The sequence below is a fragment of the Actinokineospora guangxiensis genome (assembly GCF_042657845.1).
GTDB lineage: Bacteria > Actinomycetota > Actinomycetes > Mycobacteriales > Pseudonocardiaceae > Actinokineospora > Actinokineospora guangxiensis.
This window is the reverse complement of record NZ_JBHSKF010000002.1, coordinates 285731-312238: the sequence shown is the minus strand read 5'-3', so window position 1 is coordinate 312238 and position 26508 is coordinate 285731. Positions and strand designations below refer to the sequence as shown.

At 73.7% G+C, this 26508-nt stretch carries 14 protein-coding genes; 9 read left to right on the top strand and 5 right to left on the bottom strand.

Annotation, left to right across the window (positions count from 1 at the left end; translation table 11 throughout):
- Positions 1-31: 31 nt before the first annotated feature.
- The gene (locus tag ACFPM7_RS05235) at positions 32-1513 is read left to right on the top strand and encodes a cryptochrome/photolyase family protein (protein ID WP_378244381.1); all 1482 of its coding nucleotides are present in this window, start codon (positions 32-34) and stop codon (positions 1511-1513) included.
- Position 1514: 1 nt separating this feature from the next.
- Here ACFPM7_RS05235 and ACFPM7_RS05230 read toward each other — a convergent pair whose 3' ends face one another.
- Together ACFPM7_RS05230 and ACFPM7_RS05225 are read right to left on the bottom strand one after the other, a co-directional pair.
- Positions 1515-2693 (bottom strand): NAD(P)/FAD-dependent oxidoreductase, encoded by a 1179-nt coding sequence (locus ACFPM7_RS05230; RefSeq protein ID WP_378244379.1) that lies wholly within the window; start codon positions 2691-2693, stop codon positions 1515-1517.
- A 17-nt stretch (positions 2694-2710) separates the two neighbouring features.
- Positions 2711-2992 (bottom strand): sigma factor, encoded by a 282-nt coding sequence (locus ACFPM7_RS05225; RefSeq protein ID WP_378244377.1) that lies wholly within the window; start codon positions 2990-2992, stop codon positions 2711-2713.
- A 162-nt stretch (positions 2993-3154) separates the two neighbouring features.
- On the opposite strand from ACFPM7_RS05225, the gene ACFPM7_RS05220 reads away from it, so the two are divergent.
- The 8 genes from ACFPM7_RS05220 to ACFPM7_RS05185 all read left to right on the top strand — a co-directional run bounded on the left by ACFPM7_RS05220 (position 3155) and on the right by ACFPM7_RS05185 (position 12381).
- The gene (locus ACFPM7_RS05220; RefSeq protein ID WP_378244375.1) at positions 3155-3457 is read left to right on the top strand and encodes a hypothetical protein; all 303 of its coding nucleotides are present in this window, start codon (positions 3155-3157) and stop codon (positions 3455-3457) included.
- Positions 3444-3830 (top strand): hypothetical protein, encoded by a 387-nt coding sequence (locus ACFPM7_RS05215; protein ID WP_378244373.1) that lies wholly within the window; start codon positions 3444-3446, stop codon positions 3828-3830. Before ACFPM7_RS05220 ends, ACFPM7_RS05215 begins: the two co-directional genes overlap by 14 nt.
- 228 nt (positions 3831-4058) lie before the next feature.
- Positions 4059-4865: a DeoR/GlpR family DNA-binding transcription regulator gene (locus ACFPM7_RS05210; protein WP_378244371.1), complete on the top strand. Its 807-nt coding sequence runs from the start codon at positions 4059-4061 to the stop codon at positions 4863-4865.
- A 97-nt stretch (positions 4866-4962) separates the two neighbouring features.
- Positions 4963-6063, top strand: a complete 1101-nt coding sequence (locus ACFPM7_RS05205) for an ABC transporter substrate-binding protein (RefSeq protein ID WP_378244369.1) — start codon at positions 4963-4965, stop codon at positions 6061-6063.
- Between the two features lie 2 nt (positions 6064-6065).
- A complete protein-coding gene (locus tag ACFPM7_RS05200; protein WP_378244367.1) occupies positions 6066-7544 on the top strand; it encodes a sugar ABC transporter ATP-binding protein in 1479 nt (492 codons plus the stop codon).
- 164 nt (positions 7545-7708) lie between these two features.
- Positions 7709-8566 carry an ABC transporter permease gene (locus ACFPM7_RS05195; RefSeq protein WP_378245021.1) on the top strand — a complete coding sequence of 286 codons (858 nt, stop codon included), beginning with the start codon at positions 7709-7711 and terminating at the stop codon, positions 8564-8566.
- 37 nt (positions 8567-8603) lie between these two features.
- Entirely contained in the window at positions 8604-9611 is a 1008-nt protein-coding gene (locus ACFPM7_RS05190) for an ABC transporter permease (protein ID WP_378244365.1), read from the top strand.
- Positions 9612-9621: 10 nt separating this feature from the next.
- Positions 9622-12381 (top strand): AbfB domain-containing protein, encoded by a 2760-nt coding sequence (locus ACFPM7_RS05185; protein ID WP_378244363.1) that lies wholly within the window; start codon positions 9622-9624, stop codon positions 12379-12381.
- A gap of 67 nt (positions 12382-12448) precedes the next feature.
- Here ACFPM7_RS05185 and ACFPM7_RS05180 read toward each other — a convergent pair whose 3' ends face one another.
- The 3 genes from ACFPM7_RS05180 to ACFPM7_RS05170 are packed head-to-tail and all read right to left on the bottom strand — an operon-like array spanning position 12449 to position 26467.
- Positions 12449-12937 carry a hypothetical protein gene (locus ACFPM7_RS05180; protein WP_378244361.1) on the bottom strand — a complete coding sequence of 163 codons (489 nt, stop codon included), beginning with the start codon at positions 12935-12937 and terminating at the stop codon, positions 12449-12451.
- A gap of 1 nt (position 12938) precedes the next feature.
- Positions 12939-20135, bottom strand: coding sequence for an amino acid adenylation domain-containing protein (locus ACFPM7_RS05175; protein WP_378244359.1), 7197 nt, complete (start codon positions 20133-20135; stop codon positions 12939-12941).
- Positions 20132-26467: an amino acid adenylation domain-containing protein gene (locus ACFPM7_RS05170; protein ID WP_378244358.1), complete on the bottom strand. Its 6336-nt coding sequence runs from the start codon at positions 26465-26467 to the stop codon at positions 20132-20134. The genes ACFPM7_RS05175 and ACFPM7_RS05170 overlap by 4 nt, the downstream gene beginning before the upstream one ends.
- Positions 26468-26508 lie beyond the last annotated feature (41 nt).

Here is a 26508-nt window from a genome sequence, read left to right as displayed (position 1 = left end):
CCGCGGGCCCGCCGCGCTTACGGTGTGCGACATGGCGGACGACACCCCGCTGCTGCTGTTCGCCGACCAGTTGGGCACCCGCTTCCACAGCGGAGACCACGCGCACCGCGAGGTCGTGCTGGTCGAGTCCGCCGCGGCGATGCGCAGGCGGCGCTACCACCGGCAGAAGCTGCACATCGTGCTCTCCGCGCTGCGCCACGCCGCCGCCGACCTCGGCGAGCGGGCCACGCTGCTGCGCACCGAGACCTACCGCGAGGCGCTGCGGGCCGTCGGCAGGCCGGTCCTGGTCCACGAGCCCACCTCGCACGCCGCGGAGGCGTTCGTCCACGCGCTGCGCGAGGAGGGGCTGGTGGCCGATGTCCTGCCGACGCCCGCGTTCGCGCTGCCGCGCGCGGAGTTCCGGGACTGGGCGGGCGAGCGGACCCGGTTCCTGATGGAGGACTTCTACCGCGACCAGCGCCGCCGCTTCGACGTCCTGATGGACGGGCCGCACCCCGTCGGGGGCCGGTGGAACCTCGACGCCGAGAACCGCGAGCCACCGCCGAAGGGCAAGCAGACCCTCGGTGTGCCCGATCCCTACCGGCCGCGCGAGGACGACATCGATGAGCGGGTCCGCGCCGACCTCGACGCGGCGGACTACCCGACCGTCGGAAGCGATGGTGCGCGGCGCTTCGCCGTCACCCCGGCCGAAGCCGACCGCGCGCTGCGGCGGTTCATCGAGCACCGCCTGCCGACCTTCGGCCGCTACGAGGACGCGATGCTCGCGGGCGACTGGGCGATGTCGCACTCGCTGCTCTCGGTCCCCCTCAACCTCGGTGTGCTCGACCCCCTGCGGGTCGCGGAGGCGGCCGAGAGCGCCTACCGCGCCGGGCACGTCGGTCTGGCCGCCGCCGAGGGGTTCATCCGCCAGGTCCTCGGCTGGCGCGAGTACATGTGGCACCTCTACTGGCACTTCGGTCCCGACTACACCGACGCCAACGCCCTGCGCGCCAAGCGGCCCTTGCCGGAGTGGTGGCGCGACCTCGACGCCGAAGCCGTGTCCGCCCGCTGCCTCAGCGACGCGCTCGCCGGAGTCCGCGACCGCGGCTGGGTACACCACATCCCGCGGCTGATGCTGCTCGGCAACCACGCCCTGCAGCGCGGCTACTCCCCCGCCGAGCTGACCGAGTGGTTCGCGACGGCCTTCGTGGACGGGTTCGCGTGGGTCATGCCGCCGAACGTGGTCGGGATGAGCCAGCACGCCGACGGCGGCAGGCTCGCGACCAAGCCGTACGCCTCGGGCGGTGCCTACATCAACCGGATGAGCGACTACTGCCGCGGCTGCCCCTACCGCCCCACCTCACGCGTCGGCGACGACGCCTGCCCGTACACCGCGGGCTACTGGGCCTGGGTCCACCGGCACCGCGCCGCCCTGGAGCGCAACCACCGCACGGCGCGCGCGGTGGCGTCGATGGGCAGGCTGGCCGATCTGGACGCGGTCCTGGAGCAGGAGCGCCACCGCGACCGGTTCTGACTCAGCCGGCCAGCAGCGCCTCGGCGACGCGCCTGCCGGAGACCAGAGCGCCCTGGATGGAGCTGGTGTCGCGGTGGTCGCCGCAGACGTGCAGGCGCTCGCCGAAGCGGGTTCGCCTGCGCATGGGGTGCGGGGCGGCCATCGCGGGCAGGGCGCGCGGGATCGGGTAGCGGGCCAGCAGGTCCCAGCCCGCGGCATCCGCGCGGAACAGCCTGCCGAGGTGGGCCCGGACGTCGGACTCGGTCGCCTCGAAGTCCACAGTAGACCCCTGAACCACCGGGCCGGGCAGGGCCAGGGCGTTGACCAGCGGGCCGCTGTCGGCGTCGACCACCAGGGCCGGATCGCGCAGCGGCGACTCGGGCGGGCGGAAGTACCAGGTGGTGACACCGTGCCAGCGCGGGGCGGGGCAGGCGGGCACCAGGCGGTGCGCGGTGTCGCCGTCGGTGGCGACGACCACCGCGTCGGCGGTGACGCGCTCGCCGCCGGCGAGGCGGACACCGTCGGGAAGGACCTCCTCGACGGCAGAGTTCAGGCGGAGCGCACCCGCGGGAAGCCGGGCGGCGAACTGGCGGGGCAGCGCGACCATCCCGTCGGCGGGCAGCACGGCGCCGCCGCGCGCGAAGCAGCGCCACACGAGGTGGAAGAACCGCGACGAGGTGGTCAGCTCGGGTTCGAGGAACACCCCGGCCAGGAAGGGCAGCATGACCCGCTCGATGGCGTCCTGGGAGAGCCCCCGGCGCGCCAGGTCGGCGCGCGTGGTCCGGTCGACGGCCCGGCGGAGCAGGTCGGCGGGAGCCAGCCAGTCGCGGACGGTCAGCGCGCCGAGCGCCGCCAGGTCCTTGGCGCCCAGCACGGTCTGGTGCAGCGCGCCCTGCCAGGCGGCCGGGCCGCCCCTGGGGTCGGCGAGCAGATCGCGCCGCCCGCCGTGGGCGACGAACGCGCCGCGCCGCAGCGGCCTCGGGTCGAGGGCGGCGAGGTCGACGCGGGAGGCGACCTCGGGGTAGGCGGGCAGCAGGATCTGGAAGCCCCGGTCCAGGCGCAGACCCTCGACGGTGTCGGTGCGCACGCGCCCGCCGACCTCGTCGCCCGCTTCCAGGACGGTGATCCGCACGCCCGCGCGGTTCAGGACGTCAGCGGCGCTGAGCCCCGCCAGCCCGGCGCCGACGATCGCGACATGCACGGTGCACCGCTCCCCGTCTAGCGCGCGACCTGCGGACCCGCCGCGGCTTCGCGGGCGAGTCCGAGGATCCAGCCGAGACCGCTGCCCCCGGCGGGGTCGAAGCGCGGGGCCTGGCGCCACACGTCCACCCAGGCGCGTCCCGCCGCGGCCTCGGCAGCGGAGTCGTCGTCCAACACCAGGCGGGCGACAGCGAGGACGCGGGCCGCGGCGGCGTCGTAGAGGTCGCCGAAGGCCGGTCGGTCGCCGGAAGCCACCCGCGCCAGGAGCGCGTCGACTTCGGGCTTAGCAGCGGTGATCACGGGGAGGTCATACCCGCGATCGGGCCCGCTCACGCGCGGGCCGACGTCTCGAAATGGCATCGGGACCAGCCTGCCATGTGCGGCAAACGGAGCAACGACCGGCCATACATCCACGATGCGGGAGGTCTTGCCACATGGCGGCAGCGCCGTGACGATCTCACCGTGACCTCGGAAGACCGCGTGCCTGGTCACGCGACTGACACGAGGTGGCGACTGTCGGAGGACTTCGCCGGGGCCGTGGAGTACCCGGTCTACGCGATCCTCCTCGGCCCGCTGGGCAACCTCGTGCTGACCAAGCTCGGCGTCCGCGACCGCCTCGCCGGCGGCTTCCGCACCGAGTCCTCCATCAAGACCGGACTCGTGCTGCTCGGCGCGTCGATCAACTTCGCGGTGATCGCGAGCGCGGCGGGACCGGCGATCGTGCGGTCCACCGTGCTGATCACCGTCGTGTTTGGGGTCACCTGATGGCTGGGCGGCAGGCTGGGCCTGGACGACAGGCTGCGCGCGCTGCTGCCCTCGGCGGTGTCGGTGCAGGCGAGGCGGGAGCAGCTGGCCTACACGGCGAGCCTGGTCATCATCTTCGCGCTGCCGGGCGTCGTGGCCGTCGCCGACCTTCGCGCCGACGGCCTACTTCGCGCTGAGGGTCGAGCGCACCAGCGGCCAGCGCCGCGCGGGCAGGCAGCTGCGGGAGCGGTTCCCCAAGTTCGTCCTGGGCTTTCTCGCCGCGTCGGTCATCGCGACCGTCTACACCGGCGCGGTCGGCTCGGCGGAGGCGAAGCCGGTCGTCGCCATCGTCAACGGCCTCGCGGTGGTGCTGTTCTCCACCTTCACCCCGTGACCCCGTCCGCCCGCACCCGGGCGGTGGGTCCGAGCCGATGGCTGACCCACCGCATATAGTTCACTCCCCGTAATCAATCGGCGAATGACATTTCTCGGACGGCGCAAGGACATTTCCAACGTCGAGACAATCGCCCGACGAGATATCCGATGCCACCATTCACCTCCCGAAACCGTTCACCGCAATTGGCACTCCCGTGACCGCTTTCGTTCGGTTAGCGTCGGTGCCATGTTCGCCGCCGAACGCCGAATGGTCATCCTCGAACTCCTGCGACGCAACGGCGCGGTCTCGCTGCGGGAGCTGGCCAAGATCCTCAAGACCAGCGAGGTCACCATCCGCCGCGACCTGCGGCACCTGGAGGGCGAGGGGCTGCTGGCCCGCAGGCACGGCGGCGCGGTGGCCACCGACCGGCCCGCCTACGAGCCGACGCACACCGAGAAGACGCACGTGGCCAGCGCGGAGAAGGCCGCCATCGCCGAGGTCGCCGCCGAGCTGGTCAGCGCCGGCGACGCGGTGGTGATCGGCGCGGGCACCACCACGCTGGCGCTGGCCCGGCGGCTGAGCAAGCTCGCCGAGCTGACCGTGGTGACGAACTCCCTGCTGGTCGCCCAGGTCATGGCCCGCTCACCGGGGATCGAGGTGATCATGCCGGGCGGGCTGCTGCGCGGGTCGATCTTCGCCCTGGTGGGCAGCGCGGCCGAGCGGGGCATGGCCGGGCTGCGGGTGCAGCGGGCGTTCCTGTCGGGCAACGGGCTGTCCGCGGCGCGCGGGCTGTCCACCCCGAACGCGGCCGTGGCGGCGGTCGACCGGGCCATGGCGGCGATCGCCGACGAGGTGGTGGTCGTCGCCGACAACACCAAGATCGGCGTCGACACAATGGTGCAGACCGTCCCGCCGCCGCAGATCGCCCACGTCGTCACCGACGGGGCGGCCTCGGCCTCGGAGCTGGCCGCGCTGCGCTCGACCGGCACCCGGGTGCACATCGCTGAAGCGATGACCGTTTCGCACGAGCAAACGAACATTTCCGGTCACTGAGCGGTCGTTTTCTTGCCATCGGCGGGCATCTCCGGCTTAAGTCATCGCTATTGAGCGCAACGCGGCTCGCTCCCGCCAATGCCGTCTAGGAGTGGTCATGACCGCCGTTCTCCCCTTTCCCCGGAACCGGTTTCGCCAGGTCCGGGCCGGTGTCGCGCTGACCGCAGCCGCCTTACTCGCTGTCACCGGCTGTGCGAACCCGGAGGCGTCCGCACCCGCGGGCGGCGGTGGCGAGGGCGGCGGCCAGGTGGTCAAGACCGACGCGCCGAGCGGGCCGACCTGCACCGCTGAGCAGTACGGCGCCGGGCCGATCGACCTGACGACCGCGGTGGTCGGCTTCTCCCAGTCGGAGAAGGAGGCCAACCCGTTCCGCATCGCCGAGACGCGGTCGATCCGCGACGAGGCCGAGAAGGTCGGCGTGGGCAGGCTGCTGGTCACCAACGCCGACTCCAACCTGGGCAAGCAGGTCTCCGACATCCAGAGCATGCTCGCCCAGGGCGCCCAGGTGCTCATCGTCGCGCCGCTGAACTCCGAGGGCCTGGAGCCCGCGCTGCGGGCCGCGCGGGACAAGAAGGTCCCGGTCATCACCATCGACCGCAAGCTCGGCTCGGCCAAGGCCTGCCAGGACTACCTGACCTTCATCGGCTCCGACTTCGTCGAGCAGGGCAGGCGCGCAGGCGAGCTGATGAACGAGGTCACCGGTGGCGAGGCCAAGGTGGCGATCCTGCTCGGCGCCTCCGGCAACAACGTGACCACCGACCGCACCGCCGGCTTCAAGGACTACGTCGCCGCCAGCGCCCCCGGCATCGAGGTGGTGGCCGAGCAGACCGGCGACTTCTCCCGGGAGAAGGGCCAGGCGGTCACCGAGCAGCTGTTGCAGGCCAACCCGGACATCACCGCGATCTACGCCGAGAACGACGAGATGGCGCTGGGCGCGGTGACCGCGATCAAGGCGGCGGGCAAGAAGCCCGGCCAGGACATCAAGATCGTCTCCATCGACGGCACCCGCAACGCCGTGCAGGGCATCGTGGACGGCGAGATCAACGCCGTCGTGGAGTCCAACCCGCGCTTCGGCCCGCTGGCCTTCCAGACCATCGCCGGGTTCGCGGGCGGCGAGGGCATCGCCGAGTCCATCATCATCGAGGACCGGCAGTACGACGCGGACAACGCCGCCGCCGAGCTGAGCACCGCGTACTGACGATGGCGGCGACCGATGTGCTGGCGGCCACCGGGCTGACCAAGCGGTTCGCGGGCGTGCGCGCGCTGGAGGACGCCGACATCGTCCTGCGCCGCGGCCGGGTGCACGCGCTGATGGGCGAGAACGGCGCGGGCAAGTCGACGCTGATCAAGCTGCTCTCGGGCGTGCACGAGCCGGACTCCGGCGTCCTCGACCGGCGCGGGGCGCGGATCAGCACCGTGTACCAGGAGGTCAACCTGGTGCCGACGCTGTCGGTGGCGGCGAACCTGTTCCTCGGCCGCGAGCCGCGCAGGCGCGGGCTGGTCGACTTCGCCGCGATGCGCCGCCAGGCCGCCGAGGTGCTGGGCGGCCTGGGCATCGACGCCGACCCGCGCGCGCCGCTGACCGACTTCGGCCTCGGCGTTCGGCAGCTGGTGGCGATCGCCCGCGCCGTCACCACCGAGGCCGACGTGGTGATCATGGACGAGCCGACCTCGGCGCTGGAGCCGCGCGAGGTCGGCACGCTGCTGGACCTGGTGCGCGACCTGGCCGCGCGCGGGGTGGCCGTGCTGTTCGTCAGCCATCGCCTGCACGAGGTCTACCAGGTGTGCGACGACGTGACCGTGCTGCGCGACGGCCGCGTCGTGCACACCGGTCCGCTCGCGGCGCTGGAGCGCGCGCGGCTCGTGGCGACCATGCTGGGCCGCGAACTCGCCGAAGCCCGCTCGCACGTCGCCGACACCGACCACGCCGCGGAGCCGGGGCCCGCGGCGCTGCGGGCGCGCGGCCTGCGGTCGGGCGCGGCGGTGGCCGGGGTGGACATCGAGGTCGGGGCGGGCGAGATCGTCGGGCTCGGCGGGCTCCTCGGCTCCGGCCGCACCGAGACGGTGCAGGCCCTGGCCGGGCTGCGCGGGCTCGACGCGGGCGTGGTCGAGGCCGCCGACCGGCCGGTGCGGGCGGGCTCGCCGAAGGCGTCGATCGGCGCGGGCATCGTGCTGGTGCCCGAGGACCGCAAGGCGGACGGGATCATCCCGCACCTGTCGGTGCGCGACAACATCGTGCTGGCCGTGCTGTCGCGCGTCTCCCGGTTCGGGGTGCTGTCGAAGGCCCGCCAGGACGCGGTCGTGCGCGGCTTCATGGAGCGGCTGTCCATCAAGGCGTCCAGCCCGAACCAGCCCGTCGGGGAGCTGTCCGGGGGAAACCAGCAGAAAGTGATGCTGGCGCGGTGGCTGGCGATGAGTCCCCGGGTGCTGCTGCTGGACGAGCCGACCCGGGGCATCGATGTCGGGGTGAAGGCCCAGGTCCTGTCACTTGTGGACGAACTCGCCGCGAACGGGCTGGGCATCGTGCTGGTCTCCAGTGACCTGGAGGAGCTGGTGGAGGGCGCCGACCGGGTCGTCGTGCTGCGGGACGGGTGGTCGGTGGCCGAGCTGCGCGGGGCCGACGTGACCGCCGACGGGGTGCTGGCGGCGATCGCCGACGCAGGGGAGCGGGGGCGGTGAGCGTGCGGGAGCGGGAATCTCCGGCCCCCCGCCGCCAGGCTGTCGGGGGGAGGCTGAGAGGGGCCAGGTCGGTTCGGGGGTGGGGACAACCGGGGCGCGGGTGGACGGACTACGCGCGCGACTACGGCGTGTACGTGGCGCTCGGGGTGCTAGTGCTCGGGAACCTGGTGTTCACACCGAACTTCCTGGCGGCGGAGAACCTGCGGACGCAGGCCGTGCAGGTGGTGCCGGTGCTGGTCGTGGCGCTGGGGATGGCGCTGGTGATCGGGACCGAGGGCATCGACCTCTCGGTCGGGTCGGTGATGGCGATCAGTGCCGCGGTTCTGCCGCTGTACCTGGGGTACGGGCCGTTCGTGGCGATCGTGTTCTGCCTCGTCGCAGGCGCGGTGGCGGGGGTGGTGAGCGGGTCGCTGGTGGCGTTCCTCGGGATTCAGCCGATCGTGGCGACCCTGGCGATCCTGGTCGGGGGGCGTGGGCTGGCGCTGGTGTTCGCCGACGGGCAGCTCAAGGACATCCGCAGCGCGCCGATGCGGGAGCTGGGGTCGGGGTCGGTGCTGGGCATCCCGTACACGGTTCTCGTGGCGGTCGGGCTCGTCGTGCTGGTCGGGCTGCTGGTCTCGGGCACGACGTTCGGGCGGCACCTGGTGGCCATCGGCGGCAACCGCAGGGCCGCGGAGTTCGCGGCGCTGCCGGTGAAGCGCGTGCTGGTCCTGGTGTACGTGATCTCCGGGGTGCTCGCGGCGATCGCTGGGGTGCTGGCCACGGCGCGGCTGGGCGCGAGCGACCCGTCGCGGCTCGGGGAGCTGATCGAGCTGTCGGCGATCACCGCGGTGGTCGTCGGCGGGACACCGCTCACCGGCGGGCGGGTGCGGGTCGTGGGGACGGTGGCGGGCGCGGTCCTCATGCAGCTGATCACCGCGACCCTGATCAAGAACGACGTGCCGGTGTCGGTGGCGCAGATGGCCCAGGCCGTGATCATCGCCGTGGCCGTGCTGCTGCAACGCGAACGGGGAAACCGATGAGCCCACCTGTCACCTCCGCGCACGGACGGCGCGACCGGTGAGCGCGCCCACCCGCGCCCCAGGGGCCCGGACCTCAAGGACCGCCGCCGCGCTGGTGCAGCGGCACGGCGCGCTCGTCGTGCTGGCCGTGCTGCTCGTCGTGGGCGGGGTCGCCTACGACACCTTCCTGACCTTCTACACGCTGGGCAACCTCGCCGTGCAGGCGTCGTTCCTCGCCGTCGTCGCGCTGGGGATGACGGTGGTCATCATCAGCGGGGGCATCGACCTGTCCGTCGGGTCGGTGTACGCGCTGGCCGGGGTGCTCGCCGCCTACGCGTCGCGGTGGGGCGTGATCGCGGCGCTGGTGCTGCCGATCGCGGTGTGCGCGGTGGTGGGGCTCGTGCAGGGGTGGTTGATCGGGCGGCACCGGATGGCGCCGTTCATCGTCACCCTCGGTGGGCTGCTGTTCGCGCGCGGGCTGCTCCAGCTGATCACCGACGAGGGGTCGCAGACGTTCCTGGTGCCCGCCGAATCGGCGTTCCGGTGGCTGGGGCAGGAGACCGTCCTCGGCGTCGGCGTGCCGGTGTGGATCGTCGCGGCGCTCTACCTGGGGGTCGGGGTGCTGCTGGCCCGCACCGGGTTCGGTCTGCGGGTCTACGCGATCGGGGGTGGTGAGGACGCGGCGGGGCTGATGGGGGTGCCGGTCGCCGCCACCAAGGTCCGGGCCTATGTGCTCTCGGCGACGCTGGCGGGCTTCGCCGGGGTGCTGGCCGCCTCCCAGCTCGGCTCCGGGGTCACCGTCGTCGGGGTGGGGCTCGAGCTGAACGCGATCGCCGCGGTCGTCATCGGCGGCACCCTGCTCACCGGCGGGGTCGGGGCGGTCGGGGGCACCCTCGCCGGGGTCGCGCTGCTGTTCGTCATCCAGGAGCTGATCAACCAGTCGGGGGCGTTCACCGCCAACATGCAGGCCGTCGTCAGCGGCGCCGTGCTGATCGCGGTGGTGGTCGTCCAAACGGTCCTGTCCCGAGCAAGCCTGTCCCGAGCAAGCCGAGCACCACGACCCTGAGGAGTGTGCCGTGCCCGCACCACCGCGTGGCTTCCGGAGAGCACTTGTCCCCGTCCTGTCCCTGCTGACCGCCCTGTCCGCCGTCACGGTCACCGCGCCCGCCGCCCGGGCGGCCACGTGGGTGCCCAAGCAGCCGCCGCTGACCACGCCGTGGACGGCGCAGGTCGGGCCGGACAACGCGCTGCCGGAGTACCCGCGCCCGCAGCTCACCCGCGCCGACTGGCTCAACCTCAACGGCGTGTGGGAGTTCACCGGCGCGCCGAACATCGACTCCCCGCCGGTCGGGCAGTCGCTGCCCGAGGGCGTCCTCGTCCCGTACCCGATCGAGTCCGCGCTGTCGGGCATCAAGCGGCACGAGGACAACATGTACTACCGCAAGCAGGTGACGATCCCGGCGGGCTGGAGCGGCAAGCGCGTCAAGCTGAACTTCGGGGCGGTCACCTGGCAGACCAGGGTGTGGGTCAACGGCGTGCGCGTCGGCGAGCACACCGGTGGCTTCGACTCCTTCGGCTTCGACATCACCAGCGCCCTGCGCGCGGGCGCCAACGAGGTGATCGTCGGCGTTCGATCCACAGTGGATGGTCACGCCTACCCGGTCGGCAAGCAGCGCCGCAACCCCAGCGGCATCTTCTACACCGCCGCGTCCGGGATCTGGCAGACGGTGTGGCTGGAGCCGGTGAACGCCGCGCACATCACCCGGCTCGACACCACGCCGAACGTGCCCGCGGGCGCGCTCGACATCGCGGTGCAGGCGGCGGGCGCGAGCGGGCAGCAGGCCCGCGTCGAGGTGCTGACCGGCGGCCGGGTCGTCGGCTCGGCATCCGGCGCGGTGGGCTCGCGCGTCCGCGTCCCGGTGCCCAACGCGCGGCTGTGGTCGCCCGATGACCCGTTCCTGTACGACCTGCGCGTCACCCTGGCGAGCGGGGACGCCGTCGGCGGCTACTTCGGCATGCGCTCGCTCGGCAAGGCGATGGTCGGCGGGGTGATGCGACCGCTGCTCAACGGCAAGTTCGTCTTCCAGCTGGGCACCCTGGACCAGGGCTACTGGCCCGACGGCATCTACACCGCCCCGACCGACGCCGCGCTGCGCTGGGACCTGGAGCGGCAGAAGGCCCTGGGCTTCACCATGGTCCGCAAGCACATCAAGGTCGAGCCGGCCCGCTGGTTCTACCACGCCGACCGCCTCGGCCTGCTGGTCTGGCAGGACATGCCGTCGCTGGACACCATCGACGACCCGAACGCCACGGCGAAGGCCAACTACGAGTCCGAGCTGCGCCGCATGCTCGACCAGCTCAAGGGCATCACCTCGATCGTGCAGTGGGTGGTGTTCAACGAGGGCTGGGGCGAGTACGACGCCGGGCGCATCGTGGACCTGACCCGATCGGTCGACAACACCCGCCTGGTCAACCACAACTCCGGGTTCAACTGCTGCCTGTCGGACCCGGACCCGGGCAACGGCGACGTCCGCGACGACCACGCCTACCAGATGTCGGCGGGCACCACCCTGCCCGACGCGACCCGCATCGCGGTGCTCGGCGAGTACGGCGGCCTCGGCAGGCGCGTCGTCGGGCACGAGTGGTCACCGGGCGACGGCTTCGCCTACGGCGCGCTGTACCCGGACGAGACGTCGCTGACCACGCGCTACGTCGAGATCACCAAGGAGGTCGGGCGCTTCGTGCACACCCGCGGCCTCTCGGGGTCGGTCTACACCGAGCCCTACGACGTGGAGAACGAGCTGAACGGCTTCTACACCTACGACCGCCGCGTGCTGAAGATGAACGAGGCGCGGATCAAGGAGGTGCACGCCAGGGTCCTCGGCCTGGCGCACGGCACCGAGGTCGGCCGCGGCGAGGTCGTGTCGCTGAAGGTCAGCACACCCGGGTTCACCAACCGCTACCTGCGCCACCGCGACAGCCTCGCCCGCACGGACGTGATCGGCACGGGCAGCGCCGACGTCGACCGCCAGGACGCCACCTTCCTGGTGCGGCCCGGCCTGTCGAACGCGGCGTGCGTGTCGTTCGAGTCGCGCAACCAGCCCGGCCAGTACCTGCGGCACAGCAACTACCGGGTGCGCATCGACGCCAACCCGCCCGCCGCGGACGCCACCTTCTGCCCGCGCGCGGGCAACGGCGGAACCCGCCTGGAGTCGGCGAACCTGCCAGGGCACTTCATCCGCCACTACGCCGAGCAGGTGTACCTGGCGCGCTCGGGCGGCACGAACCCGTGGGACTCCGCGGCGAACCTCGCCCAGGACTCCACGTGGGCCCCGACGATCGCGCTGTGGCGCAGCGGCGCGGCGCTGCCGCAGGACCAGGCGCGCTCGCTGCGGGTCAGCACGCCCGGCTTCACCGACCGCTACCTGCGGCACCGGGAGAGCCTGGCCCGCACCGACGTGGTGGGCGCGGGCAGCGACGCGCTGACCAAGGCCGACGCCACCTTCGTCGTGCGGCGCGGCCTGGCCGACAGCTCCTGCTACTCGCTGGAGTCGCGCAACTTCCCCGGCCAGTTCCTGCGGCACGCGGAGTTCCGGGTGCGCATGGCGACCAACGACAACACCGAGCTGTTCCGCAGGGACGCCACCTTCTGCGCCCAGCCGGGCGCGACGGCGGGCACCGTGCGGCTGGAGTCGGTGAACGAGCTGGGCGCGAACATCCGCCACTACGCCGAGGAGGTGTGGGTCGCCTCCAACGGCGGCGCGCACGCCTACGACAACCCGACGTCCTACGCCCAGGACGTCAGCTGGACCTTCGCCGCCCCCTGGGCGCCGTGAGGTGACAGGCGGAGCCCCCCGGCTGACCGGCCGGGGGGCTCCGCTGTCCGCGCGTGGACCCCCGCCGTCAGGCAGCCCCGAGAGCCCCTACGGCCCCGAGAGCCCCGACAGCGCTGTCGGCGCTGTCGGCGAACACGGACGTCGGGCTCAGCTCGAAGGCCTCGCGCAGCCCCGCGATCACCCGCGGGGCGACGTCCGCGCCGACGACCGCGCCGATGCGACCGGACTCCGCGGAGACCGACACCGGGACCGCGCCCGCCCGGCACAGCACTTCGCAGAAGGTCGGCACCAGCACGGGGTCGCCGCGCAGTCCGGCCCCGGCGAGGACGACCCGGACCACGGGTTCGGGCCGCCCGGCGCCGGGGAGGTGGGCGATCGCCGGGGCGTCGGCCGCCGCAACGGCCAGCAGCACGGTCCCGCCGGGCAGCAGGTCCACCGCTTCCGGGCGCACGCCCGCCGCGGTCACCGCCCGCAGCACCTCGGCCAGGCCGCCGCGCACGTCGACCCGGCAGAGGCCGCCGCGCACGTCGAGGTCTCCGACGATCGCCTGTTCCACGTCAGTCTCCCTCCGGTGCGGCGCCCGACGGCTCGATGATCGACGTGACCACGCCGCCGAGGACTCCCACGTGCGGCTCGCGCATGACGCCGAAGTGGTCGCCGGGCACGCGGTGGACGTGGACGTCGCCGACCAGTTCGCGCCAGCGGCCGAGGTAGTCGTCGGCGGTCTGGCCGTCGGCGACCTCGTGCTCGCCGTCGGCCAGCTCGTCGGTCATGATCAGGTGCAGGTCGCCGGTGAAGCGGCGGTGGCGGTAGGTCAGGTCCATCTCCATGACCTCGCGCCAGGTGCGCACCGCCCGGGGCCACATGTCGCCGACCCCGTCCTCCGGCAGCGTGACCCCGCCGTCGGGGGCGTCGTCCACCAGGTGGTTGAGCAGCGTCAGGATCTCCTCGCGGCGGGCCGGGGTGTTCTGCTCCGGCCCGCCGTCGGCGATCGCGGTGACCAGGTCGTCCAGGCGCTTGATCAGGGCGAACTCCGACCAGCCCGCCGGGCGGGTGTGCACGTCCAGGCCCGGGTCCAGCAGCATGAAGGTCACCTGCTCACCCTCGTTGACCAGGCGGTGGGCCATCTCGGTGGCGATGCCGCTGCCGCCGCACCAGCTGAACAGCCGGTAGGGCCCGTGCGGCTGGGCCGCGCGCAGCTCGGCGAGGTAGCGGTCGGCCATCACCTCGGCGGTCGGCACCGCGCCGGGGTGCGGGCCGGGCCACTCGAAGGCGAGCACCGGCACGTGCTCGGGGATGTGCGGGGCGAGCCGGGAGTACCAGTGCGCGCTGCCGCCACCGGGGTGCACGCAGACCAGCGGGGTGCCGGTGCCGCCCTGCCTGATCCAGAGCAGCGCGTCGGCGCCGACGCCGCCGCCTTCCACGGTGGCCGCGATCCCGGCGATGGTGCGGTGCTCCATGAACGTGCGGAACCGCAGCTCGACGCCCGCCTTCGTGCGCAGGGCGGCGATGACCCGCATCATGACCAGCGAGTGCCCGCCGAGGTCGAAGAAGTCGTCGTGCACCCCGACCCTGGCCACGCCCAGCGCCTGCGCCCAGGTGTCGGCCATGAGCCGCTCCAGGTCGGTGCGCGGGGCGGTGTAGGGCAGGTCGAGGGTGGGGCGCTCGTCGCCGGGGACGGGCAGAGCCGCGCGGTCGATCTTGCCCGCCGGGGTGGTCGGGAACTCCTCGACGCTGATGTAGTGCGTGGGCACCATGTGCCGGGGCAGCTTGTCCCGCAGGTGCTCGCGCAGGTCCGCGCCGGTGGCCGGGGTGTCGCTCGGGCGGGTGTAGGCGACCAGGGTGGCGTCGCCGGATGCTCCCCTGTGGACGGTGACGATGACTCCGGCGACGCCCGGGTGCCCGGCCAGCGCCTCCTCGATCTCGCCCAGCTCCACCCGCAGGCCGCGGATCTTGACCTGGTGGTCGGCGCGCCCGTGGTACTGCAGGGTGCCGTCGGCGTTGCGGGAGACCACGTCGCCGGTGCGGTAGAGGCGCGCGCCGGGCTCGGCGGAGTAGGGGTCGGGCAGGAAGCGGTCGGCGGTGAGGCCCGGCTTGCCGAGGTAGCCGCGGACCACGCCGGGGCCGCCGACGTACAGCTCACCGCGGACACCGGTGGCCAGCGGGCGCAGCTCGGCGTCGAGCACGTAGCCCTTCACGTTGCCGATCGGCAGGCCGATCGACGGCGCGGCGGGCGCGCCCGTCGCGGGGATCGCCGACAGGGAGGCGCACACCGTGATCTCGGTGGGGCCGTAGGCGTTGACGAAGGTCGCCGCGTCGGCCCAGCGCGCCACCTGCTCGCCCGTGCACGCCTCGCCGGCGGAGACCACCACGCGCAGGGCGGGGAAGTCGGCCGGACTGTAGCGGTCCAGGATGGACGGCGGCACGGTCATGTGGGTGACCAGAGCGGCCTGGGCGCGCAGGTCGCCCGGGTCGGTGTCCGGTGGGGGCAGCACCAGCTCCGCGCCGTTGGTCAGCGCCATCAGCAGCTCCCACACCGAGGCGTCGAAGCTCGGTGAGGCGAACTGCAGGACGCGGTCGCCGGGGCGGACGTCGAGGTGCTCCAGCTGGGCGTGGCGCAGGTTCAGCGCGCCGCGGTGCGGCACGGCGACGCCCTTGGGCTTGCCGGTGGAGCCTGAGGTGTAGATGACGTAGGCGAGGCTCTCCGGGGTGATGGGCGGGCTGGGCGTCCGGCCCCCCGCCGCCAGGTCGTGCCGGGTGGGAGTGGCGGGGACAGGTGTCGTTCGGGGGTGTGGATGGTCGTCGATCTCCAGGATGCGGACGCCTTCGGGGAGGACGGGGCGCAGAAGGGTGGAGAGGGTGATGAAGGTGTGGACGGCGGCGTCACCGACCATGTAGTCGAGGCGGTCGGCGGGGTACTCGGGGTCGAGGGGGAGGTAGGCGGCGCCGGAGACCAGGACGGCGAGCATGGCGGTGGTGAGGTCGATGCCGCGGGGCAGGTGCAGGCCGACGACCTTCTCCGGGCCGACGCCGGTGGCCGCCAGGTGCTCGGCGAGGGCGTCGGCGTTGGCGAGCAGTTCGGCGTAGGTGACGGTGGTCTCGCCCTGCCGCAGGGCTATGGCGTCCGGTGTGGACTCAGCGCGGGCGCGGACCAGGTCGTGGACGAACGGGCCGCCAGGGAAGGGGCGGTCGGTGTCGTTGCCCGCGGCGATGGCGGCGGCGGCGTCGGCGGGCGGCAGGCCGATGGCGGTGGCGTCGCCGTCGGGGTCGGCGGCCATGGCCTCCAGGACGTGGCGGTAGAGGCGGGCCAGCAGCTCCAGCTGCTCGGCGCCGATGCGCGAGGGGCGCCCGCCCAGGCGCAGGATGCCGGGGAACGTCCACACCTCCAGCGGCAGCTCGCTGGGGCTGAAGTCGTCCACCATGCCGACGGACTCGGAGTTCCAGTCCATGACGTGGAAGTCCAGGAACCCGAAGGCGACTTCGATGAGCGTGCCCTCTCCGCCCCACTCCCGCTGGATGGCGGGCATCGGGTAGCGGCGGTTGGGCCACAGCTCGGCCTCGCCGGCGAACACCCGGGCGACCAGGTCGCGCCAGGTGGCGGCCGAGGTGTCGGCGGCGTAGGGGACGGTGTTGAGGTACATGCCGCGGACCTCGTCGCCGCGGTCGTGCTCGGGCCTGCCGTTGCAGACCAGGCCGCCGAAGAAGCGGGTGCGGCCGGTGACGACGCTCATCGCCTTGAGGTGCGCGGAGTGCAGCACGCTCTTGAGCGAGGCCCCCGCGACCGCGGCCAGCGCGCGCAGCCGGGGCAGCAGGTCGGCGTACTGGACCTCGACGATGGTGGCCTTGCGGTCGGCGGCGTGCGCGCCCCACGCCTCGGGCAGGGTCAGCCGCTCGTCGCCGTGCACCTTGCCCGCCCAGAAGGCGCGCTGCTCCGGGGAGGCCAGCGCCTTGCGCTCCAGGGCGATGAAGTCGGCGAAGCGCACCTCGGGCACCGGCTTGAGGCCGGGGTCGCGGTCGTGACGGATCGCGCGGTAGGTGTCGATCAGCTCGGCGACGACGGAGGTGTGGCTCCAGCCGTCGAGGATCGCGTGCGCCTCGGTGTGGGTCAGCCAGAACTCGGTCTCGCTGATCTGGTGCACGTGGTAGCGCAGCTGCGGCGCGTGGGCGATGTCGACGGGCTTGCCCCGCTCGGAGAGCAGGAACTCCTCCACCACCCGGCGCTGCTCGGCCGCGTCCAGACCGGTCAGGTCGGTCCACTCCACCGGCAGGTGCGCCTCGGCGTGCACCAGCTGCAGCGGCTCGGAGTAGCCGGCCAGGTCGAAGGAGGTGCGCAGGATCTCATGGCGGGCGATCAGCGACTCCCCCGCCGAGCGCAGCGCTTCGACGGCGAAGGGCAGGTCGTCGCGCACGATGTAGCAGGAGACGTTCTGGTAGACGGCGCGGTGGTCGGCGGCGAGCATCTCGTAGGTCATGCCCGCCTGGGTCATGGCCAGCGGGTAGGCGTCGACCACGTCGGCGGGCAGCAGCGCGCGGTCATCGGCGGAGAGCTGCGCGAAGCGCTCCACGACGATCTCGTCCACCGCCGTGCCCGCGCCGCGCTCGATCAGCGCGGCCAGCGCGGCGGCGCTCTGGTGGGTGAACATGTCCTGGACGCTGACCGTGAGCCCGGCCGAGCGCAGCAGGCCGACCGCGCGGATGGCGCGCATCGAGTCGCCGCCGAGCTGGAAGAAGCTGTCGTGCACGCCGACGGCCTCGATGCCCAGGGCGCCCGCCAGCGCGGTGGCGACGGCGGCCTCCAGCTCGGTGCGCGGGGCGAGGAACTCCCGCTCGGTGCCGCGCGTCCGCTCGGGAGCGGGCAGGGCGCCGCGGTCGGTCTTGCCGCTGGATGTCAGCGGCAGCGCGTCCATGGCCATCCAGTGCGCGGGCACCATGTGCTCGGGCAGGCGGGCGGCCAGGTGCGCGCGCAGCGCGTCGGCGTCGGCGGTTCCGACCGTGTAGGCGACCAGTTGTCCGTCGCGGACGGCGACGGCGGCGTCGGCGACGCCGGGGTGCTCGGTGAGCACGGCCTCGATCTCGCCCAGCTCGATGCGGTGGCCGTTCACCTTGACCTGGTGGTCGATGCGGCCCAGGTACTCGACCGCGCCGTCGGCGCGCTGCCGGACGAGGTCGCCGGTGCGGTAGACGCGGCCGCCGGGCTCGGCGGCGAACGGGTCGGGCACGAAGCGCTCGGCGGTCAGGCCGGGCTTGGCCAGGTAGCCGCGGGCCAGCTGCACGCCCGCCAGCACCAGCTCGCCGGGCACGCCCAGCGGGACGGGCCGCAGGTCGGCGTCCACGACGTAGGTGCGGGTGTTGGCGACGGGCCAGCCGATGGTGACCGGCTCGCCCGGGGTGCACGGGGTGTAGGTGACGTCAACCGAGGCCTCGGTGGGGCCGTACAGGTTGTGCAGCGGGCAGCCGATGCGCTCGGCGACCCCGGTGACGAGGTCGGCGGGCAGCGCCTCGCCGCTGCACATCATGCGGCGCAGCGACGGCAGCTCCCCGACCTCATAGGCCAGGAACGCGCGCAGCATCGACGGCACGAAGTGCAGCGTGGTGACGCCCTCGGCACGGATCAGCTCGGCGAGGTAGGCGGGGTCGCGGTGGCCGCCGGGCGCGGCCACGACCAGGGTCGCGCCGGTGATGAGCGGCCAGAAGAACTCCCACACCGACACGTCGAAGCTGTACGGGGTCTTCTGGAGCACCCGGTCGGTGCCGTCGAGGCCGTACTCGTCCTGCATCCACAGCAGCCGGTTGACGATGCCGCGGTGCGGGACCAGCACACCCTTGGGCCTGCCGGTCGAACCCGAGGTGTAGATGACGTAGGCGGCGTTGTCCGGGGTGATCGCCGGGCTCGGCGCCGCGGCGGGCAGCGCGGAGCGGTCCTGTCCGATGAGGACGGTGTGCTCGACGTCCGGGCGGGCCTCGTCGGCGACGAGGACCCGGGCGCCGGAGTCGGCGAGCATGTAGGCGAGCCGCTCGGCCGGGTAGTCGGGATCGAGCGGCAGGTAGGCCCCGCCCGCCTTGAGCACGCCGACCAGCGCGGTGACCAGGCCCGCCGAGCGCGGCAGGCAGACCGCGACCACGGACTCCGGGCCGACGCCGAGACCGCTCAGCTGGTGGGCCAGCCTGCTGGACTCGGCGTCCAGCTCCGCGTAGGTCAGCGCCGCGCCCGCGAACCGCACGGCGACCGCGTCCGGGGTGCGGGCGGCCTGCGCGCTCAGCAGCTCGGTGAGCGTCGCCGCCGGATAGTCGGCGGAGGTGGCGTTCCAGGTGTGCAGGACGTCGGCCAGTTCGGCCTCGGGCAGGGCGGGCAGGTCGGCGACCGGGGTGTCCGGGTGCGCGACGGCGGAGGCCAGCAGCGCCGCCATGCGGTCGGCGACGCGGCGCACGGTGGCGGCGTCGAACAGCGCGGTGGCGTAGGTGAACGCCAGCGCGATGCCGCCGTCGGCGCGCGGGGTGGCCGAGACGGTCAGGTCGAACTTGGCGGTGGTCTCCCCCACCGCCACCGGCTCGAACGCCAGGCCGGCGGCGGGGACGGCCGCGTCGGCGTCCTGCCACAGGACCATGGTGGAGAACAGCGGCGTGCGCGACGGGTCGCGCTCCGGGGACAGCTCGTCCACCAGCTTCTCGAACGGCACGTCCTGGTGGGAGTAGGCGTCCATCGCGGTGGCGCGGACGCGGTCGAGCACCTCGCCGAAGGTGGGCGCGCCGGAGAGGTCGGCGCGCAGCACGATCGTGTTGAGGAACAGGCCGACGACGTCCTGCACCTCGGCGCGGTCGCGCCCGGCGACCGGGGTGCCGATGGTGATGTCGGTGCTGCCGGTGTGCCTGCCCAGCAGCACCGCCACCGCCGCCGAGAGCAGCAGGAAGGGCGACGCGCCCCGGGCCTTGGCCAGCGCCAGCAGCGGCTGGGCGACCTCGGCGGGCAGGGTGGCGCGCAGCAGGTCGCCCGCGCCGTCGCGCACGGCGGGCCGCGGCCGGTCGGCGGGCAGCTCGACCGGGGTGACCCCGGCGAGGCGGTCGCGCCAGTAGCCGACCTCCTTGTCGAGGCGGTCGCCGCTGAGCCTGCCCGCCTGCCAGGCCGCGTAGTCCGCGTACTGCACGGGCAGGCTCGGGTGCGGGGCGGGCTTTCCCGCCAGCGCGGCGTCGTAGCCGGTGCGCAGCTCGCGCAGCAGGATGTCCTCCGACCAGCCGTCGGCGGCGACGTGGTGCACGGTCAGCACCAGCACGTGCTCCACATCGGACAGCACGGCGAGGGTGGCGCGCAGCATCGGGCCATCGGCCAGGTCGACGGGCACCCGCTCGGTGCTCGCGATCGCGGCGACCCTGGCCTGCTGCTCGGCGCCGGGCAGCGCGGTCAGGTCGACCACGTCCAGCACGGCGGGCGACGGCGGGTCGATGACCTGCACGGGCTCGCCGTCGACCAGCGGAAAACGGGTTCGCAGCGTCTCGTGCCGGGCGACGAGGCCGTCGAGCGCGGTGCGCAGGGCGGCGGTGTCGAGCGGGCCGCGGACGCGGCGGGCGGAGGTCATCAGGTACTCGGTGGAACCGGGGCGCAGCTGGTCCAGGATCCACATCCGCCGCTGGGCGGGCGAGAGCGGCAGCGGGCGGTCCCGAGGCTGGACCTCGATCCCCGCGGCCGGCGCCGCGGTGCCGCGCAGCCTCCGGCGCAGCAGCTCGGCGCGCAGCGCGGCCGAGTCCAGCGTCCCCGTCATGACACACCATCCTTGGCGAGCAGTTCCTGAATGTCCTCATCGGACAGCGAGGCCACGTCGGCGGCGACCGCGTCGGCGACGGCGGCGGCCAGGTCGGCGAGCGTGGTGGTCTCGAAGAGCAGCCGCAGCGGCAGGTCGACGCCGAAGGCGGCGCGCAGCTGGGCGAGCACCCTGGTGGCCAGCAGCGAGTGGCCGCCGAGGGCGAAGAAGTTGTCGTCGATGCCGACGGCCTCGCGGTCCAGGACCGAGGCCCAGATCTCGGCGACGGCCTCCTCGGCCGGGTCGCGCGGCGCCCGGAACCCGGCGTCGCCGCCCGCGACCGGGTCCGGCAGCGCCTTGCGGTCGATCTTCTTGCTGGCCGTCATCGGCAGCTCGGGCAGCGTCGTCCACAGCGACGGCACCATGTACTCGGGCAGCAGGTCGCGCAGGTGCTCGCGCAGCGCGCCGATGCCGGGGTCGCCGTCGGGGCAGACCAGGTAGGCGCACAGCCGCTTGTCGCCGGGGGCGGCCCCCGCGACGCCGCGGGCCACCACGACCGCCTCGCGGACGGCCGGGTGGCGCACCAGCGCCGCCTCGATCTCGCCCAGCTCGATGCGGAAGCCGCGGATCTTGACCTGCTGGTCGATGCGCCCGAGGAAGGCGATCGTGCCGTCCGGGCGGTGCCGCACCAGGTCGCCGGTGCGGTAGAGCCGCGTGCCGTCGCCGTCGGGGTCGGGCACGAACCGGTCGGCGGTCAGCTCCGGGCGGTCGAGGTAGCCCCGGGCCAGGCGGACCCCGCCCAGGCACAGCTCGCCGGGCACGCCCAGCGGCACCGGGCGCAGGTCGGCGTCCACGATCACCGCGCGGGTGCCGGGGATCGGCAGGCCGATCGGCATGGCGGCGGCCCGGTCGCCGGTGAGGTCGGCGGGCACCGGCCAGTGCAGCACCGAGGTGATGGTGGCCTCGGTCGGCCCGTAGTTGCAGACGAATCGGCCCGGCAGGCCCGAGTCCGACCAGAGGTTGACGTCGTCCACGGTGACCACGTCGCTGCCGACGTTGACCAGGCGCAGCGTGGACAGGCCCTGCGGCTTGCCTGCCATGATCTCCCGGTAGTAGGCCGGGGTCAGCTCCATGACCGTCGCGCCGTGCGCGGCGGCGTGGGCGGGCAGGTCCTCCGGGGTCCAGAACACCGGGTCGCTGACGATCAGCGTCGCCCCGGTGGCCAGCGTGCCCGCCACCTGCTCCATCGCCGCGTCGAAGGTCAGCGCGGACAGCAGCGCCACCCGGTCCTCGCCGGTGATGCCGAACGCCTCGGCGATCAGGTAGCTGTGGTGGGCGTAGGAGCGGTGCTCGATCATCACGCCCTTGGGCTTGCCGGTCGAGCCGGAGGTGTAGATGACGTAGGCGAGGTTGCCCGGCCCGGCCGTGCGCTCCAGCGCGGCGCCGTCGTGGGCGGCGATGGCCTCGGCGTCTGCGTCGATCCGCACGAGGTGGTATGCCTCGGAGGCCAGGCGCTCGGCGAACTCGGCGTTGGTGACCACGACCTGGGCACCGGCGTCGGCGAGCATGAACGCCAGCCGCTCCCCCGGGTGCGCCGGGTCGAACGGGGTGTAGACGCCGCCCGCCCGCATCACGCCCAGCAGCGAGACCACGGCGTCGAGGCCGCGCTGCAGGCAGCAGCCGACGATGACCTCCGGGCCGACGCCGAGGGCGCGCAGGTGGCGGGCCACCTGGTTGGCGCGGGCGTCGAGTTCGGCGTAGCTCAGCTCGCTGTCGTTGAACACGACGGCGGTCTTGCCGGGGTGCTCGGCCGCGCGCAGGGCGACCAGCTCGGGGAAGGTCAGGTCGTGGCGCTCGACGGGGTCGAGCGCGGTGGCGACCTCGGGCATGCGGTCGGCCCAGGCGGCCAGCTCGGCGCGCTCGGCGGCCGGGCTCAGCTCCAGTTCGGACAGCCGCGCGCCGGGCGTGGTGGCGATGCCCGCCAGCAGCGTCAGATAGTGCTCGGTCATCCGCTCGATCGTGGCGCGGTCGAACAGGCCGGTGGCGTACTCCAGCCACACCCGCATGCTGCCGTCGCCGAGCTGCTTGACCGACAGCGTCAGGTCGAACTTGGCGACCTGGGCGCCGGTGGTGAACGGCTTCAGCTCGGCCTCGCCCAGGGTGGCGGGCACCTCGTCGAGGTGGGCCAGCTCGAACATGACCTGGAACAGCGGGTTGCGCGAGAGGTCGCGCTCGGTGCTGATCGCCTCGACCAGGTGCTCGAAGGGCACGTCCTGGTTGCCGAAGGCGGCCAGCGTGCTGCCCCGGACCTGGTCGAGCAGGTCGGTGAACAGCGGGTCGCCGCCGAGGTCGGCGCGCAGCACCAGGTTGTTGACGAAGAAGCCGAGGATCTCCTCGGTCTCCTCCCGGGTGCGCCCGGCGACCGGGGTGCCGACGGCGATGTCCGTGCGGCCGGTGTAGCGGGCCAGGAGCACGTGGAAGGCGGCCAGCATCGTCATGAACGGGGTCGCGCCGTTGCGCGAGCCCAGTTCGGTGATCCCGGCGACGACCGCGTCCGGCACGTCGGCCATGACGGTGTCGCCGCGCGGGTCGCGCACGGCGGGCCGCGGCCGGTCGGTCGGCAGCTCCAGGGCGCTGAGCCCGGCGAGCCGGTCGCGCCAGTAGTCGAGCTGGTCGGCCAGGTCCAGGCCGCGCTGCCAGGCGCCGAAGTCGGCGTACTGGGCGGCGGGCGGGGCGGGCAGCGCGGCCGGGTCGCGGTAGGCGGTGCCGAGGTCGCGCAGGAAGATGCCCATCGACCAGGCGTCGAAGGCGATGTGGTGCAGGGTGACCGCCACGAAGTGGTCGGTGTCCTCGGCGCGGGCCACGGTCACCCGGATCGGGTGCTCGGCGGCCAGGTCGAAGGGCACCGCGCTGGCCCGGTCGATCGCGGCGCGCGCCAGCTCGGGCGTGCCCGGGTCGACGAACTCGAAGGCGACCGGCCCGGCCGGGTCGATGACCTGCACGGGGTCGCTCTCCCCGAGGTGGCGGGTGCGCAGGATCTCGTGCCGGGCGGCCACCAGGTCGACGGCCGCCCGGAAGCGGACCACGTCGAACGGGCCGTGCAGGCGGAAGGCCAGCGGCACGATGTACTCGGCGCTGTCGGGCTCCAGCCGGTCCAGGAACCACATGCGCTCCTGCCCGAAGGACAGCTGGAGCGCACCGGTGCGGTCGACGGTGGCGATCGGGATGTTCTTGGCGGCCCCGGCCTGGTGGTCGATGAAGGCGGCCAGCTTCTCCACGGTGCGCTCGGCGAACAGCTCGCCGACGCTCAGCTCCAGGTCGAACTCGCGGCGCAGCTTGAGCACCAGGCGGATCGCCAGCAGCGAGTGCCCGCCCAGGGCGAAGAAGTCGTCGGAGGCGCTGACCGACTCCACGCCCAGCACCTCGCCCATGACCCGGGCGACGGCCTGCTCGGTCGCGGTGCGCGGCTCGACGCGGTCGCCGTCGGCCACCGGCTCCGGCAGGCCGGGCGCGGGCAGCGCGGCGCGGTCGACCTTGCCGCTGGCGTTGAGCGGCAACGCCTCCAGCGCGACGAAGAAGGCCGGGATCATCGGCGCGGGCAGCAGCTCGGCGAGGTGGTCGCGGAGCGCGTCGGTGCCGACGCCCGAGCGGGAAACCGTGTAGGCCACCAGCTCCAGGTCGCCGGTGTCGGTGCGGTGGGCGGTGACGGTGACGGCCTCGACGTCGGGGTGGGCGCGCAGCGCGGCCTCCACCTCGCCGGGCTCGACGCGCACGCCGCGGACCTTCACCTGGTGGTCGATGCGGCCGAGGAACTCCAGGTCCCCGTCGGCGCGGCGGCGGACGAGGTCGCCGGTGCGGTACCAGCGCCCGCCCGGGGTGGCCGAGTACGGGTTGGGGCCGAACTTCTCGGCGGTCAGGTCGCCGCGGCCCAGGTAGCCGCGGGCCACGCCGACACCGGAGACGCACAGCTCGCCGGGCACGCCGAGGGGAACCAGCCGGTCGTCGGCGTCGACGACGTAGGCGGCCATGTTGGGCAGCGGCGCGCCGATGGGCGCGATCTCGGCCTGCTCGGCGGCGGTGTGCGGCCAGGCGGTGGCGTCGATGGAGCACTCGGTGGGGCCGTAGGTGTTGACGATCTCCACCGCGACGGCGTCGAGCACCGTGGCGCACAGGGCGGTCGGCAGCGGCTCGCCCGCCGAGCAGAGCAGCCGCAGCGCCGTGCACTCGGCCAGCTTCGGCTCCTCGGCGACCATGCGCAGCACCGACGGCACCAGCTGCAGCACGGTGACCCCGTGCTCGGCGACGGCGGCGACCATGACGGCGGGGTCCTTGTGCGCGGTCGGCGGGGCCATCACGACCGTGCCGCCGCAGACCAGCGGCGCGGCGAACTCCCAGACGGAGGCGTCGAAGCCGATGGTGGTCTTCTGCAGGACGCGGTCGGCGGCGCCGAGCCCGTGGGACTCCACGGCCCACAGCACGCGGTTGCGGATGCCCTCGTGCGGGATCACCACGCCCTTGGGCTTGCCGGTGGAGCCGGAGGTGTAGATGACGTAGGCGGCGTTCGCGCCCGACAGCGCGGGGCGCTCCAGCGCCAGACCGGTGTCCCAGTCCCCGTCGATGGTGAGCACCGGGGCGCCGGGGATGAGGTCGCGCAGCGCCTCGTGGGTGAGGACGAGCGCGGGCAGCGCGTCGGCGGCCACGGCGGCGAGCCGGTCGGCCGGGTGGTCCGGCGGCAGCGGCACGTACACCCCGCCCGCGGTCCACACCGCCAGCAGCGCGGTGACCAGGTCCGCGCCGCGCTCCATGGCCACGCCCACCGGGATCTCGGGGCCGACGCCGCGGGCGCGCAGCGCCGCGGCCAGCGGCTCGACGCGGCCCATCAGCTCGGCGTAGGTGAGGGTGGCGCCCGCCTCGATGACGGCGACCGCGTCGGGGGTGGCGGCGGCCTGGGCGGCGACCAGCTCGGGGAGGGTGGCTTCCGGGCGCGCGGCGGCGGCGGTGTTCCAGGCGAGCAGCTGCTCCACCTCGGCCTCGGCCATGATCTCCAGCGCGCCGACCGGGGTGCCGGGCGCGGCGGCGGCCTCGGCGAGCAGCCGGGTGTAGTTGGCGGCCATCCGCTCGACGCGGGCGCGGTCGAACAGCGCCGTCGGGAAGTTCATCGTTCCGAACAGCGAGCCGTCGGGCTGCTCGGCGAAGTGCAGCGACAGGTCGAACGGCGAGGTCTGCCAGCTGCCCGGCCACTTCTCGACCTCGACGCCCGCCAGCGCCAGCGGGGTGCGGCGCTGGTTGTGCAGGCCGAAGGCGACCTGGAAGACGGGGTTGCGGGACAGGTCGCGCTCGGGGGCCAGGGCGTTGACGACGCGCTCGAACGGCACGTCCTGGTTGCCGAAGGCGTCGAGGGCGGTGTTGCGCACGCGGGCCAGCAGCTCGCCGAAGGTGGGCTCACCGGCCAGGTCGGTGCGCAGCACGACGGTGTTGAGGAACAGGCCTGCCAAGGACTCCAGCTCGACCTGCGCGCGCCCGGCGATGGACACGCCCACGGCGACGTCCTCGGTGCGCGCGTAGCGGGAGAGCAGCAGCTGGTAGGCGGCCATCAGCGTCATGAACGGGGTGGCGTCGTGGCGCCTGCCGACGGCGGTGACCGCGGCGGCCAGCTCGGCGGGCACGGTGAACTCGACGCTGTCGCCCGCGGGCTCCCAGGTGGCCGGGCGCGGCCGGTCGGCGGGCAGCTCCAGCGGGGCCAGCCCGGCCAGGCGCTCCGACCAGTACTTCTGCTGCTTGCGCAGACCGCCGTCCGGGGATTCCCACCAGTCGCGCTGCCACTCGACGTAGTCGACGTACTGGACCTCCAGCTCCGGCAGCGGCGACGGCTCACCGGCCAGGAAGGCCGCGTACAGCGTGGACAGCTCGTCGGCCAGGACGCCGATCGACCAGCCGTCGAAGGCGATGTGGTGCACGGCGAACATCAGCACCGACTCGTCCGGCCCGTAGGAGGCGAGGGTGACCCGCCACGGCCAGGCGGCGCGCAGGTCGATCGGGGTGGCGACGTCGGCGGCGCCCAGCTCGCGGACACCGGCCTCGCCGTCGACGGCGACCACCGCCAGCGGCGCGGGGCCCGGCGGGTCGATGACCTGCACCGGGACCCCGTCCACCGACTCGTAGCGCGTGCGCAGCACCTCGTGCCGGGCCGCGATCTCGGTGAGCGCGGACGCCAGCGCGCCGGTGTCCACCGGTCCGCGCAGCCGGTACGCCCAGTGCATGAGGTACTCGGTGGCACCCGACCTGAGCTGGTCGAGGAACCAGAGCTGCTCCTGCGCGAAGGACAGCGGGAACCCGCCACCACTGCTAGTCATTCGTGCCCTCCCAGGCCGGCTTGCGCGTTGTGCTGTGGACG